The sequence below is a fragment of the Pelagimonas sp. genome, from assembly GCF_050633425.1.
Lineage (GTDB): Bacteria > Pseudomonadota > Alphaproteobacteria > Rhodobacterales > Rhodobacteraceae > Pelagimonas.
In genome coordinates, this window is sequence record NZ_JBOEGM010000016.1 from 129,458 (window position 1) to 143,486 (window position 14,029).

A 14,029-nucleotide genomic window follows, 5' to 3' on the forward strand; every position below is an offset into this window, starting at 1 on the left:
GCAGCGCCCCCAAAGGCCCGCATAATTCGCATGTGAAAGGATTGACCGATGCCTTATCTTAACATCAAAGTTACGCAAGACAGCGGTCCAAACGGGACTGGCCCAGGTGACAGCAAAAACCGACCTGATTTTGGTATGAGCAAGCGACTGTCAGTTGGCCTTAGAAAAGACCCAGCTGCCATTTTTTGATCATTGAAGAGGTGAAACTGGCGCGTTGGGGGATCGGTGATCTTCTGGTTCCAGAGTAAAGAAGGCGAATGCAATGAAAACACGGCTGACCGATCTATTGGGCCTCGCCCATCCCGTCATTCAAGCCCCCATGGCTTTGGCGGCAGGCGGCGCACTGGCGCAGGCTGTCACCCAAGCGGGCGGTTTGGGCATGATTGGCGGCGGCTATTGCAACTCGGATTGGATTATGGAGCAATTCGATCTTGCTGACGGGGCGCGGGTTGGATGTGGCTTTATAACATGGGCGCTGGCTGAAAACCCGTCGGTGCTCGAGGCTGTGTTGGATCGCGATCCTGCTGCACTCTTTTTGTCCTTTGGTGACCCTGAACCCTTTTCCGGTTCGATCAAGCGGGCAGGGGTCCCGTTGATGTGTCAGGTCCAAACCCTGCGCGACGCCAAACGCGCTTTGGCGTCGGGCGCTGACGTGATCGTCGCCCAAGGATCCGAAGCCGGAGGCCATGGCCAAGCCCGCGGGACCATGTCGCTTGTTCCAGAAATTGCTGACGAGATATCACGCAGTGGGCACTCAGCTTTGCTATGTGCGGCGGGGGGCATATCTGATGGGCGTGGTCTCGCGGCGGCACGTATGCTGGGCGCCGATGGGGTTGTCATCGGAACCCGGTTTTGGGCAACGCAAGAGGCATTGGTGCAGCCGCGTCTAATGGAACGGGCATTGGCCTCATCAGGGGATGAAACCCTGCGAACGTCCGTCATTGATATCATTCGGAAAATGGATTGGCCGAGCCGCTATTCGTGCCGGGTTCTCAACAACGAGCTCACGGCGCGGTGGCATGGAGATGAGGCGGATTTGGCGCAGCATGTCGAGGATGTATCGCAGGCTTGGAGTAACGCGATGGCACAGGGCGACCCCAATATCGCAACCCCAATTGTTGGCGAGGCGATTGGTCTCATCACTGATAAGCCGCCAGCTGCGGAAGTCTTGCACCAGATCATGTCGCAGGCGCACAGGTTGATGCCCCTATAGTGTGGGAGAGCCGACGCATACTTGTTACGTGTTTTTCCGACCGGGTTTACATGCCGACCTCAGCAAAACGTTCCCCGACGCACAGAACATGCATCGGGGATTTTTTTGGTTAGTGACTAAATTTCTTGATTTCGCCTTTTGCCAAACGTTCGGAGTAGCTTTGAAGCTCTACCCGAACCAGCTTCATCAGGAAGTAAAGCGCCAGAATGTTTACAACGGCCATGGCAAAGATCGCAGCATCAGAGAAATCAATGACAGGACCAAGCGAGGCCGAGGCACCAATGACGATGAAGATGCAGAAGATCACCTTGAACACCAGCTCAACGGTTTTGCCCTCACCAAAGAGGTAGGTCCATGCTTTGAGGCCATAGTAGCTCCAGGAGATCATGGTCGAGAAGGCAAAGAGGATCACCGCGATTGCCAACACAAATGGGAACCAGCTGATTGTCGACCCAAAGGCCGCCGATGTCAGAGCAACACCCGTGTTGCCGTCAATCGTGGCAATGGCTGATCCTGCTTCGTTAAGCATATAAACGCCGGTCGCTTCATCAATGATCAATTGCTGCGAGATCACGATAACCAAGGCGGTCATAGTACAGATCACAACCGTGTCGATCAGCGGCTCAAGCAAAGACACGAACCCTTCTGTGATGGGTTCTTTGGTTTTCACCGCAGAGTGTGCAATCGCTGCGGAGCCAACACCCGCTTCGTTCGAGAACGCAGCCCGTTTGAAACCTTGGATCAAGGCCCCAACCATGCCACCAGCAACACCCAAACCGGTAAACGCACCGGCAAAAATCTGACCAAAGGCCCAGCCGATCATGTTGTAGTTCGCGATCAGAATGATAAGCGCTGCGCCCACATACAAGATACCCATGAGCGGCACGACTTTTTCAGTCACATTTGCAATGGATTTGATCCCGCCAACGATCACAGCAAAGACCACAGCTGCAAAAATCAGGCCAGTGATCCAACCCGGATAGTCGCCGACAATCCCAGAAATCTGAGCGTGGGCTTGGTTGGCCTGGAACATATTGCCGCCACCAAGCGCCCCCAGAATACAGAAGATCGAGAATAGGACAGCAAGGATTTTACCACCGGGCAAGCCAAGCTCATCAAAGCCTTTAGAGATGTAATACATCGGGCCACCGGACACGGTGCCGTCTTCGTATTCATTGCGATATTTAACACCGAGCGTACATTCGGTGAATTTTGACGCCATGCCCAACAACCCCGCAAGGATCATCCAAAAGGTCGCGCCGGGTCCGCCAATGCCAACCGCAACCGCGACACCCGCGATATTCCCAAGGCCAACTGTCCCAGACAGGGCTGTTGCAAGGGCTTGGAAGTGGCTGACTTCGCCTGCGTCATTGGGGTCAGAGTAATCGCCTTTGACCAGACCGATCGCGTGCCCGAAAAAGCGGAATTGCACAGCCCCGAAATAAATGGTGAAAACCGTGGCCGCGATGACCAGCCACATGACGATCCAAGGGAAGCCAGTTCCCGGAATAGGGGCGAAAATGAAGCTAACAAATGGTCCGGTTGCTGTTGCGAAGGCCTGATTGACCTTTTCGTCGATCCCTTGGGCAAATGCAGCCGGGGCTGCGATGCTGGCGATAGACGCTGTGGTAAGTGTTTTAAAAATGTTCATGATTGACCTCTATCCAACAACCGTGACAGGCACGTCTGCGTGCATGACCAGGTTCTGTGTTGAGCTGCCGAAAATACGCTTGGTGAATCCGTCATTTGAGACGCGGCCGACGATGATCTGAGAGGCACCATGTTCGGTGGCGATCCGGTTCAGCGTCTCGGCGACATCGCCGTGCTGCACCACACCGGTCGCTTTGATTCCGGCGTCTTGCAGGGTTTTGACAGCAGGGGTTACAACCCGTGTTGTCGCAATTTCGATCTCTTCTTCACGCCGTTTGTGGCGCTTTTCGTTCTCTTCCGCGGTCTGGAATGTGAACGGGGACCATTCGACGACATAGGTCACGATCAACTCGCAATTTTCGATACGAGACGCGAGGTCCCGAGCGAAAGTAAGCGCGCGTTCACCGGTATCTGTGCCATCCAGTCCAACTGTTATTTTAACGGTCATTGGTCAGGCTCCGTGTTGGTTTATCTTTTTGTGTCGCCACCGTTTCAAAGGGGCTGAAAGGCGATGGTAACAATTTTAAGAGTAAGTGATTTTCACTAGAAAATGGGGATGAAAGCAGGATATATGCTGAAATAATCCCCATATACTGGCTGAAATTTAGGAAAAATTACTAATGAATAGGGAAATAGACAGTATCGACTCAAAGATTCTGGCAGAGCTCGAATCAGATGGAAGGCTGTCCATTGTTGAGCTTGCTCAGAGGGTGAATTTGACCAACACGCCCTGTTCGGAGCGGGTCAAAAGGTTGGAACGCTCGGGCTATATCAAAGGGTATCGGGCGACCTTGGACTTGGACAAGCTCGGCCTCGGTCATTTAACGGTGGTTCAGGTTTCACTTGCCGCGACCGGTGGCGATAATTCACTGGATTCCTTCAACAAGGCGGTTCTCGCCATCCCCGAAATCGAAGGCTGCCTCATGCTCGCCGGGGCGTTCGACTATCTTTTGACTGTTCGGACCAGAGACATGCGGCATTTTCGCGAAGTTCTTGGGGACAGCATCAATAAACTGCCCGGTATCCTTCAGACGAATTCCTTTGCCGTCATGGAAGTTGTCAAAAACTGAACCCTGCCTTTGGCAGGAAAGGCGGGGTGGAAAATGTGCTGTCCTTCTGAGTGCGGCACAGACTTGGCCAACGTAACGGTCTGAGCTGACCTCATCGTCGCCCTCAATCAGCCTCGTAAAAATGCGGGCAGGGGCAATGTTTGCCAGTCTGACGCTCTGCGGCCCAGTCCTGCCAAAGATTAGAGTTTCTGCGGGTGTGGAAACGCGCGGCACTGCCTTGCTTCCGAGCGTCGTTGACGGCCGGTCTGTTCTTGGTTTTGTCGCTCGGCCGAATTGGTCTGCTACGAGAGGTCAACTATCGCTTTGGTTTCAATCAAATGCCCGCCCCGCAACTTGTGCGAAACCAAGCCAAGACCGCGATTTCCCATTTGGACAGGAATTTACCAAGGACGATCAAAGCTTCACTCCGCGTCCACAATTTGATGAACTTCGATAACGTTTCCATCAGGGTCATAGAAAAACACTTGATGCCAGCCTTTTACAGCGTTGCTGCCCCAGTCTGAATAGGGCACAGCCTGAGCGTCCAAATGGGCCATAAATGCCTCGATGTCGTCGGTGCGATACGCGATATGCCCGCGTTCAAGCGGGTTTACAACCTGTCCGGAACGAAACGAATTCAAAATGTCACGTGGTGTCAGGTGCATCTGAATATTGCCATCGGTCACAAAAGAGACGTCACCCACCAAACCTTTTTCTTGATTCAGCGGAGGCAATTCCGAAGGGTTTTCATCCCCAAGCGTCAATACATCGCGATAAAAGCGGTCCATCTCGGCCACGTTGGTCGAGCATAGATTAATATGGTGCAATTCAAGTTTCATGAAACAAGTTTGGCCCAGAGAAATAGCGCAGGCAAGTGGCCATCTTTGGTGGCGACACGTCTCTCGTTGCAATCGGACCAGAGGCAGCCAAAATCAATTCCTACTGTGCGGCGTTGCTGACGCCGCTAAGCGGGTGTTGGCAACCTTGCGGCGCATCTCGGGTTTTCCATGGTCGACTTTCTTCAACCTGCTTTCTTTGCGCCAGTTTTGTGGCCCATAAGCGGGCGCATGAGGATTGGGGTCAGGTACATTGGAAACTGGTAGCATCCTAGGAACAAGAGGAATTCATCCGTTTGGGTTGCTGACGACGCGACAAGGAAAAGCGCCACATTGCGGTTTCCGGCGACCAAAGCCATGGGGGCTGCGCTGTCTTCGTTTCCAAATCGGCGCAAGCCTACATATGCCACAACTTGCAAGCCGAGATTGGCGACCATTGCGACAAGAAACCATTTTGCAAGCGACCAAGGCGCAGTTGACAACGCGGGGGCGACCGCGCTCATGAGGCCGATGACAATGACGACCAAGGCAAGCGATGTTAGCCCATCAAGCGCTTGGAGTTCATGCGGCCCCATGTCCGGCCTAAACAGGGCGCGCAGCGTAAAAGCCACGGCAATGGTTGCGCTGATCGTCAGACCAAGACGCAAGGCCGCGTAGACCGCTTCTGATAAGTTCCCAAGGGCCGGTGAGACCCAAAAGATCGGTATGATTGTCAGTGGTAGGATCAACGTGCTCAGGATGAGGAGCCGAAAGGCCGGCTCGGGCGCTTGGCCAAGGAGCACCGACATGTTCGGGCTCGCCGTTACAGACGGAGCCGACAGCATGAGTGTCAAGGCAATGGCAACTGGGCTATGGGCAAGGCCAAAGAGCGCAAACATTGCGATGCATATCAGCGGCATTGCCAATTGATAGACCAGCACAACCCCAAGCGTGTTGCGGAATTGGGAGAGCCCGTCCAATGCAGACGGCAGACCCACACGAAAGGCCGTCAGAAACAGCAACAGCAGCACCAGTTCGCTGAGCCATGGCCTTAGGGCCGACGCGACGCTGGGCAAGACAAGCCCAGCGACAAGCCCCACGACAAGGACAAAGCGCCCATAGCGCGCAATGCCCCCAAGAACGCCAAGCATGCTGATTTATCCTCCTGGCCCTTGGCGAATGTTATCGGGCAGCCAAGTTGCCAGTTCGGGCCAGATCACCAGAATGACCACCATGAGCAACATCAGGCCCACCATCGGTATCGCCGTTTTGGCGATGTATCCGATGTCGTGGCGGGTCATCCCTTGAAGGACAAAAAGGTTGAACCCGATGGGCGGCGTGACCTGCGCGGTTTCGATCACGACCACAAGGAAGATCCCAAACCAGATGACATCAATACCTGCGGCGCGGATCATAGGTTCGACAATTGCCATGGTCAAAACCACCGATGACAGCCCGTCCATGAACATCCCGAGGATCAGGTAGAACACCGTCAACACAGCGATCAAGGCCACTGGCGATAGGTTATAGCTTTCGATCAGTTCCGCGAGCGCCCGCGGCAGGCCGGTAAAGCCCATGGACAGCGACAAAAACGCCGCGCCCATAAGAATGAAGGCGATCATCGCCGAGGTTTTGGTCGCGCCCATCAGGCTGTCTTGGAAGGTTTTCCAATCAAGCGAACCTTGCATAAACGAGAGCAAAAGCGCCCCGACAACGCCAACCGCAGCGGCCTCGGTGGCTGTGGCATAGCCAAGGTACATTGACCCGATCACCACAAAGACCAACCCAAACAGAGGCAGCAAAAACCGGCTTTCGGCGAGGCGTTTTGCCATTGGCATTGGGGGTTCCGGCTCTGGTCTCTGATCTTTGTAAACAAAGTGCCAGGCCATGATGTAGAGCATGAAAAGCCCCGCCAAAACGAGACCGGGAAAGACACCCGCCATGAAAAGCTTGGTGATGCTTTCGTTGATGGTTACGCCGTAGACGATCAGTGTTAGCGAGGGTGGGATCATCAGGCCGAGCGTTGCGGCCCCTGCCAATGTGCCGATGATCATATACTCGGGATAGCCACGTTTGCGCAGCTCAGGGATCGACATTTTGCCGACCATATTAAGGGTTGCAGCGGATGAACCGGACACCGCCGCGAAGATGGTGCAGCCTGCGATATTGGTGTGTAACAATCCACCGGGCAGAAAACGCATCCATGGCGCAAGGCCGCGGAACATATCTTGGGATAATCGGGTTCGATACAAGATTTCGCCCATCCAGATGAAAAGCGGCAAGGCGGTGAGGGTCCAGCTTGATGCGCCTGTCCAGATTGTGGTGATCATCGCATCCCCGGCGGGGCGCGATGTGAACAGCTCCATGCCAACCCATGCCACCCCCATCAGAGCAAGCCCGATCCAAACGGAGCCGCCTAAAAGCGCGAAAAGGACAAAGAGAAAAATCGCTGTGGCGTAAAGTTCGCTCATTCCAGAACCTCCCCGTGAATTTGACTTTCACGATGCGCAAGAAGCCGTGTGAGATAATCCCAGATTGCGATTGCCAAAAGCACGGTGCCAATCGACATCGGCAACTGAGGCAACCAGACGGGGGTATAGACCCAGTCCGAGCCTGTCTTGGCCCACATCTCTCCCCATTTTGAGGGCGAATTTGCGAACATGGCGAAGAAGGTCAGCAGCCATTCGGGGGTGAAATCCTGACCTTGGGTGCGATCATTCAACATTTCTGACATGATGTTGGTCTTGATTGCGTAACGCGCAAAATAGGTGGCGGTGGTGGCCGCAATGAACATCGCCACCGCATCAAGCCAAAACTCGGTGTGCCTATTGAGATTGAGCAACACGGATACGCGGATATGCCCCCCTTGCGTCAAAGTGTATGCCAGCGCGAAAAAGGATGTCGCGGCCATGGCATAACCGGCATATTCGGTCGATCCGGGGAAGGTGAGGTTGGACCAACGGGCAATCATTTGCCCAATAATCAACAGCAAGATCAGCACCATAAAGCACGCAGCCAGCACGCCGGCCGCCTTGTAGATTTTATCGAGAAACCTCCAGACAGGTGACAGAAGCGCAACGGCTTTTGGACCCTGCCAAAGACAAAAAAGCGCTAACAGCGCCGGAAACACAAAAAGCCACACCCATAAGGGCAGCCCCAGAAATGGTTGCCAATCTCGCATAGAAATTCCTCTGAAATCAGGTCGGTAGCGGCCCCAAATCTGAGTGAGGCCGCCGCCATTGGCCTTAGTTGGCTTTGTAGGCGTCAAGGATAGCCTGGCCATCCTCTCCCACATCTGCCAGCCAGTCAGCCGTCATTTTCGCGCCAATGGCTTCAAGCTCAGCAAGGAAGTCGGCGCCCGCGTCTTCGACCTTCATGCCGTTGGCTTCCAGCTGTTCAAAATACCAGTTGGCAAGCTCTGCTGACTTGGCCGCGCAGGCCGCGCCGGTTTCATCGGCAGCTTTCTGGACGTTGGCCTGCATGTCTGCGCTCAGGCCTTCCCAGATGCCTTTGTTGACCATGACATAGTTGCGTGGCAGCCAGGCGTTGACCTTGTAATAGTGGGTCAGCGTTTCCCAAACCTTGCGGTCATAGCCTGTTGAACCTGACGAAATGAACGCCTCTGCGACACCTGTGGCCAAGGCTTGGCTCAGCTCAGCGGCTTCGACCTGAACGGGGATCATTCCAAGCTCTTCGGCAAAAGTAGCTGTCGCCGTGTTGTAGGAGCGGAACTTCACACCTTGAGTGTCCTCAGATGAAGTGACTTCCTTTTTGAAATAGAAGCCCTGACCAGGCCATGGGCAGGTATAGAGCGCCACGAGGTTGAGATCGGACAACTGTGCGTTCACCTTGTCTTTGGCCGCAGCCCAAAGCTTGTCGTTGTCTTCATAGGTGGTCGCAATAAAGGGCAGGTTGTCCCATCCCAAGAGCGGGGCTTCGTTGGCATGAGCCGACATGAAACGTTCACCAATTGGTGCCTGACCGGTCTGAACCGCGCGCTTGATTTCGCCGCCCTTAAAGAGCGAGCCTCCGGGATGCACCGTGATATCAATCTCGCCGCCGGTGTATTCGCGGACTTTGTCGGCAAAAACGACACCCAGCTCAGAATGAAAGTTGGTTGCGGCGTATGCCATGGGCATGTCCCATTTCTCGGCAGAGGCGGTGGCTCCCGCGATCGCCAGCGCAACAGTCATAGCGGTCGTACTCAATGTTTTGTGACTTGGTTTCATTGTTTTTTCCCTGAGTTATTGTTGTTGGTCTTGGTTATTTGCCCACCGCAAAGCGCATCGGCTCAAAGGGGCGAATGTCATTGTTTGTGTGGTTGCCAGCAATCATATCTGCAACGAGCCGACCAGTTTTAGGCCCCCCCGTCAAGCCGATGTGGTGATGGCCAAAAGCCGTGAAAACACCGGTGTCGTGTAGCTCACCAATCAAGGGGAGGCTGTCGGACGGTGCCGGGCGATACCCGAGCCATTCTTCGTCACTCTCGAATGCCAAATCGGGAAACATCTCTTGCGCTTTGCGGCGCAAAAGCTTCAGAGGGGCTTTCGAGCGCGTCTCACTTAACCCGCCAAACTCAACCACACCAGCACAGCGTACGCCGTGGTCCATCGGCGTGGCGACAAAGTTCCCAGCCGTCAGCATCATTGGATTGTTGGGCTTAAGGTTGGGTTTTTTGAACACGATGTGATAGCCGCGCTCCGCCTCAAGGGGAACCGTCAACCCAAGTTTTTGCATCAGCGGTTTGGACCAAACCCCGGATGACACGACGGCTTTGTCGCAGTGGATGCGACCAATGTGGGTATCCACGGCGCTGACCTGACCGCCGCTCAGTTCGAAATCTTTGACGTCGGCCTGAATGAACTTGCCGCCGATTTCTTGGAGCAGAGTGACAAGGTCACCAACATAAGAACCGGGATTTAGAATAAAGCCGTGGTTTTTGAGCACAGCCAAAAGCTGGGTCGCGGGGCCTAGGATCGGCTCGGCCTCCTGAACAGCCCGTCCTTCAATGAACGTGGGCTCAAACCCGGCTTCCTTGCGCAGCTGCCACGCGAAGGCATCGGCGTCAAAGGCGCGACGGTCGGGGTAGGCGAAACTATAGTCGCTTTCTTGCACCCACTTTGCGGCCTTGGTGCCAGACGTCAGAGCTTGATGTTGTTCAAGGCTGTCCCCCACAATCGTGGTCAGCCCTTGGCTGATCCGGCGGGTGTCGCCTTCGTTCGCATGTGACATGTATTTGATCAGCCAGGGGATGAGTTTGGGCACATAGCCCCAGCGCATGAAAAGTGGGAAGTTGGGGTTGGCCAAATACGCTGGGCTTTTTTTGAGAAGGCCCGGACCGGTGACCGGCACGACAGAACAGCTCGCCAGAATGCCACCGTTTCCATAAGAGGCCCCCATGCCCGGCGCGCCTTTATCTAAAAGAGTGACATCATACCCGGCACGACGCAGCCAAATGGCAGAAGACGCACCGACAATCCCGGCACCGATGACAACAATATGCTCTGAAGGCATTAAGCGACTTTCTGTTAAGGTTAAGATTGAGTTTGGCAGTCAGATAGCATCATTTCCAATACTAAATTCTGGTAATCACATAATAAGAAGTGATATGTGCCGGTATGCGACTAAGATTTCGACAGCTTCAGGCCTTCCATGCCATCATCGAGACGGGCACCGTCACCGGCGCTGCCGAGTCCTTGGGCATTTCTCAGCCCGGAATTTCAAACCTGCTTGCCCAACTCGAGCGTCAAACGGGGCTTACGCTTTTTGAACGCTTGCACGGTCGGCTTGTTCCGACACCGGAGGCAGAGTTGATGCACAGAGAGATCGACACCGTGGTGCGCGGACTTGATCACGTCACACAGACCGTCGTCGATTTACAAAACAAGCAAGCCGGGCAACTTCAAATCGCCTCGCAGCACTCGGTGTCATTCGGTTTTGCACCCAAGCTTATCGCCAAGTTTGCCAAGACCAGACCAGACATGAATATCTCGTTTCAGTCGCAGTACAGTTCGAAAATTCAGGAGTGGGTTTTGTCGGGTCTTTTTGAGATCGGCATATGCGAAATGCCGATGCTCTATGACACGCTCAAATACTACCCGCTACATGTGGAAACGCGCATTGCGTTGCACAAGGACAATCCGCTTGGGCAACACGACGTGCTGACGCCTGAACGTCTTAAAGACGAGCCGCTGCTCGTGATGGGGCCAGATCACATCACACAGCGACGATTTCGTGAGGCGTTTGAGAAATCCAACATCCCAATGAAATCACGGGTGCACTCGCATCTGTTCAAAAACCTCCTGGCCTTCGTAAAAGAAGGCATGGGTGTGGCGCTGCTTGATCGCTTTGGGTTGGAGTTCGACTACGATGACCGCTTTATCGCCCGTCGGTTTGAACCACCCATTATGATGGACATGGCTGTGATCACCTCTGCTACACGCCCACTCTCTCAACTCGGCAAAGAATTTTTGGAATTTCTGTTGGCTGAATTGCAGCCCTATAACGCCGACGGCAAGCCCATAGTGCGGGCGAAATAGGAGACGATATGGAACCCGCCGCCGTTGGCATCCTGATGCTAGAGACCCATTTTCTACGCCCTATTGGCGATATCGGTCATGAAAAAACATGGAATTTTCCTGTCCATATGCGTGCAGTTGGTGGGGCCAGTGCTCAAAAAGTTGTGCATGAAGACCCCCGCGCGCTTTTGGATGCGTTTATTCAAGTCGGACGCGACTTGGTGGCCGAGGGGTGCAGGGGGCTGACAACGTCCTGTGGATTTCTGTCGCTTATGCAAGATGAGCTGAAAGACGCCCTAGGTGTTCCTTTTGCCAGTTCGTCTTTGATGCAGATCCCGATGATCGAAGCGACACTGCCCGCCACTCAAAACGTTGGCGTTTTGACAATCTCAAAAGAAAGCCTGAGCGTCGCGCATTTACATGCGGCCGGTGCCCGAGGCGACATTCCAATAGAAGGGTTGCCCCGCGATGGGGCCTTTGCCACCGCGATATTCGACGACCTGCCGGATATGGACTTTTTTGCCTGCCGGGCCGAAATGAAGGCGATGGCCCAGCAGCTTGTCTCAGAACACCAATCTGTCGGGGCAATCGTGCTCGAATGCACCAACATGGCCCCCTATGCCGCTGAGATCGCTCAGATTACCGGGCGTCCCGTTTATTCAATCGTTAGCTTTTTGAACTGGTTTCAAGCAGGTTTAGCGCCCAATCGTTTCTAGATCATTCGCATAAGTTCGCGCCCAGATTGTTCATTTTGGAGAGCCTGTTGGTGAGCCTGAAAAATATATAGTTTCTTGCTTCCGGTATCTTCCAATTCAATTCAAGGCGCGGCTTGCCAGACGCCGCCAATTGATGGGCAAATGATAGTCGTCGCGGCGTGAGGCGCGCAGTCACGATGAGGTTGAGTGGACGCCGAAGGCCGTGTCAGGCCACATGAAGCTTGGGATTCATGCGGCTTTTGGATCGGCCATTCAGACGTCCACTCCCCGCGTGTTTTGTAATTTGTCCTCCTTACTTAATGCTAAGATAGAAGACCATGCGATGTGGCTTCAGAAATGTTGCATCCGCTGCCCGACAGCGAATTGTCCGTAGTCGGCGTGTGCCGAGCGAGACGTTAATCTGTCCGAGGTTCAGGGGAGCGGGCCCATTTTTTAGAAGCCTGCGGTTGTGGTCGCCAGGGTTTGGTTCCGCGCGTTCACTCTTTGCTGAACGGCTGCACAGGCTTGGATGTTCCCATCCAGACAAGCGTCATCGAGTTTTTGGCTGGCTGCGAGTTCTGCGGGTGAATCACAGGCGCTTAGCCCAAGTATTGCAAGAATAATGTATCGCTTCATTGATGGTCTTTCTCTTCTTTTTGGTTTTGTGCCTGTTTCCAAGACACGGGATATCGGCATTGCTCTTGGCATCGCAAAATCGATGCGAAGCCATGTCCGTGATGTGATGTCGTGTGGTGTATTGGGCTTTTATGAGTGATGAGTCTGCGTGGTTGATCCCGATCCGTTTTGACGGGTCAGGTGTCGCCTTGCGGCACTTTTATGTCGTCCATCCCCTCAGGCTGAGACATCTTTTTGCGATACGCCGTAGGCGTTTGGCCCGTCTCGCGCTTGAAAGCGTTGTAAAAGGAAGATCGGGCGTTAAAGCCCACATCATATGTGATGTTCAAAACGGATTCGTTGGTCGTTGACAGTAAGGTTTTTGCCTCGGCGATCCGATAGCCGTTCACAAAATCAAAGAAACTTTTGCCAATCATCTCATTCAATGTTTGCGAGATGTAATTGGCCGAAGCGCCGGTGTGTGTGGCCAAGGCCCAAAGGGAAAGGTTGGGATCCCTGTGCAAGTGGTCCACCTCCATCGCAAGGCGAAGTTTGCGGCTCAGCCGTTCAGAGGCTTCTGTGCTCAAGGCGGATTTTTCGTATTTGCCAGTCGGCTGCCCTTTTCCGGGTTTGGGATTGTCGCCACCGTCCGGTTCCAAAGGAGGGCGCTGGCGTAAACCCCAAAGGGTCACGGCACCGACAAGGGCGAAACCGGCCAAACTGGCGATCACGAGAAAAGCTGTTGTTGAGCGGCTCTCTCCAGACCCAAACGCAAAAATCAGAAGAAGGGCCTGCGTAATCCAAAACAGGATCGCGAGGCCTCCGATCACGTAAATCCAACGCAATTCGTGCTGTTCCGTGCTGGCATACACGTCTCGTAATTTGAGCCGAAAGTTCATTAATCGGCGCAAGATTAGGTAAAGATATATGGCGATCTGGGGGTAAACCGCGAGTTGCAACACAGTAAAGAGAGCCGCGAGTGTGAGTGTCCATGCAGCGGTGAATTCAGGCTCGCTGGACGACAATGCCTCCCGAACGGTTTGCGGCGAGGCCAGTGTCAAAATCGTCACCACAAGGGCTGAGACTGGTAAAAAGGCGTGGCGTTTCAATTTGGTAGGCCATTGCTGTCCCTGCGAGGTCAGAACAAAAACATAGAGCCAAAAGAGCGGAGCAAGAAGAAACGAACTTGGCCATGTGGCCATATCGGCGGCAAATGCATAGGCCTGTGGCAAGGTTCCGATCAGTTGCGAAAAGGCGTCGGGCAAATTGTTCACGGCGATTGCAGCAAGGAAGGCCGCAAAGCTCTGGCTCACGCGGGAGTATTGTGTTTGCAGAAGACAAAAAGCGACGCCGAACACCGTGATTGCGAGTGTTGCGATGCTTATCATTTCCAATAAAATTTTGTCCATAAAGGCAGAGTGTCCTAAATGTTCTAGAGAGGCTAGAAGGTTCAAACCAAGGATATCGTGCTGTG

The 14,029-nt window shown here is 53.9% G+C and carries 14 protein-coding genes; 4 read left to right on the plus strand and 10 right to left on the minus strand.

Going from position 1 to position 14,029, the window contains the following annotated elements; genetic code table 11:
* Window positions 1-262 precede the first annotated feature (262 nt).
* Window positions 263-1,213: an NAD(P)H-dependent flavin oxidoreductase gene (locus tag ACRBB0_RS13805; protein ID WP_431375020.1), complete on the plus strand. Its 951-nt coding sequence runs from the start codon at window positions 263-265 to the stop codon at window positions 1,211-1,213.
* Window positions 1,214-1,322: 109 nt separating this feature from the next.
* Here the strand turns inward: ACRBB0_RS13805 and ACRBB0_RS13810 are convergent, their stop codons facing one another.
* Together ACRBB0_RS13810 and ACRBB0_RS13815 are read right to left on the minus strand one after the other, a co-directional pair.
* Window positions 1,323-2,864 (minus strand): alanine/glycine:cation symporter family protein, encoded by a 1,542-nt coding sequence (locus ACRBB0_RS13810; protein WP_431375021.1) that lies wholly within the window; start codon window positions 2,862-2,864, stop codon window positions 1,323-1,325.
* A gap of 9 nt (window positions 2,865-2,873) precedes the next feature.
* Window positions 2,874-3,311 carry a universal stress protein gene (locus ACRBB0_RS13815; RefSeq protein WP_431375022.1) on the minus strand — a complete coding sequence of 146 codons (438 nt, stop codon included), beginning with the start codon at window positions 3,309-3,311 and terminating at the stop codon, window positions 2,874-2,876.
* A 172-nt stretch (window positions 3,312-3,483) separates the two neighbouring features.
* On the opposite strand from ACRBB0_RS13815, the gene ACRBB0_RS13820 reads away from it, so the two are divergent.
* Window positions 3,484-3,933 (plus strand): Lrp/AsnC family transcriptional regulator, encoded by a 450-nt coding sequence (locus tag ACRBB0_RS13820; protein ID WP_431375023.1) that lies wholly within the window; start codon window positions 3,484-3,486, stop codon window positions 3,931-3,933.
* Between the two features lie 401 nt (window positions 3,934-4,334).
* On the opposite strand, the gene ACRBB0_RS13825 is transcribed toward ACRBB0_RS13820, so the two are convergent.
* The 6 genes from ACRBB0_RS13825 to ACRBB0_RS13850 form a co-directional block, all read right to left on the minus strand.
* Window positions 4,335-4,751: a VOC family protein gene (locus ACRBB0_RS13825; protein ID WP_431375024.1), complete on the minus strand. Its 417-nt coding sequence runs from the start codon at window positions 4,749-4,751 to the stop codon at window positions 4,335-4,337.
* Window positions 4,752-4,933: 182 nt separating this feature from the next.
* Window positions 4,934-5,878 (minus strand): hypothetical protein, encoded by a 945-nt coding sequence (locus ACRBB0_RS13830; RefSeq protein WP_431375025.1) that lies wholly within the window; start codon window positions 5,876-5,878, stop codon window positions 4,934-4,936.
* A gap of 6 nt (window positions 5,879-5,884) precedes the next feature.
* A complete protein-coding gene (locus ACRBB0_RS13835; protein ID WP_431375026.1) occupies window positions 5,885-7,198 on the minus strand; it encodes a TRAP transporter large permease in 1,314 nt (437 codons plus the stop codon).
* A complete protein-coding gene (locus ACRBB0_RS13840; RefSeq protein WP_431375027.1) occupies window positions 7,195-7,908 on the minus strand; it encodes a TRAP transporter small permease in 714 nt (237 codons plus the stop codon). Before ACRBB0_RS13840 ends, ACRBB0_RS13835 begins: the two co-directional genes overlap by 4 nt.
* A gap of 64 nt (window positions 7,909-7,972) precedes the next feature.
* Window positions 7,973-8,956, minus strand: a complete 984-nt coding sequence (locus ACRBB0_RS13845) for a TRAP transporter substrate-binding protein (RefSeq protein ID WP_431375028.1) — start codon at window positions 8,954-8,956, stop codon at window positions 7,973-7,975.
* Between the two features lie 34 nt (window positions 8,957-8,990).
* The gene (locus tag ACRBB0_RS13850) at window positions 8,991-10,241 is read right to left on the minus strand and encodes an NAD(P)/FAD-dependent oxidoreductase (RefSeq protein ID WP_431375029.1); all 1,251 of its coding nucleotides are present in this window, start codon (window positions 10,239-10,241) and stop codon (window positions 8,991-8,993) included.
* A gap of 104 nt (window positions 10,242-10,345) precedes the next feature.
* Here ACRBB0_RS13850 and ACRBB0_RS13855 point away from each other — a divergent pair, with 104 nt between their 5' ends.
* Both ACRBB0_RS13855 and ACRBB0_RS13860 read left to right on the plus strand, forming a co-directional pair.
* Window positions 10,346-11,266, plus strand: coding sequence for a LysR family transcriptional regulator (locus ACRBB0_RS13855; protein ID WP_431375030.1), 921 nt, complete (start codon window positions 10,346-10,348; stop codon window positions 11,264-11,266).
* A gap of 8 nt (window positions 11,267-11,274) precedes the next feature.
* Window positions 11,275-11,961 (plus strand): aspartate/glutamate racemase family protein, encoded by a 687-nt coding sequence (locus ACRBB0_RS13860; protein WP_431375031.1) that lies wholly within the window; start codon window positions 11,275-11,277, stop codon window positions 11,959-11,961.
* Window positions 11,962-12,393: 432 nt separating this feature from the next.
* Here ACRBB0_RS13860 and ACRBB0_RS13865 read toward each other — a convergent pair whose 3' ends face one another.
* Window positions 12,394-12,576, minus strand: coding sequence for a hypothetical protein (locus ACRBB0_RS13865; RefSeq protein ID WP_431375032.1), 183 nt, complete (start codon window positions 12,574-12,576; stop codon window positions 12,394-12,396).
* A 176-nt stretch (window positions 12,577-12,752) separates the two neighbouring features.
* Window positions 12,753-13,964 carry a helix-turn-helix domain-containing protein gene (locus ACRBB0_RS13870; RefSeq protein ID WP_431375033.1) on the minus strand — a complete coding sequence of 404 codons (1,212 nt, stop codon included), beginning with the start codon at window positions 13,962-13,964 and terminating at the stop codon, window positions 12,753-12,755.
* Window positions 13,965-14,029: the final 65 nt, after the last annotated feature.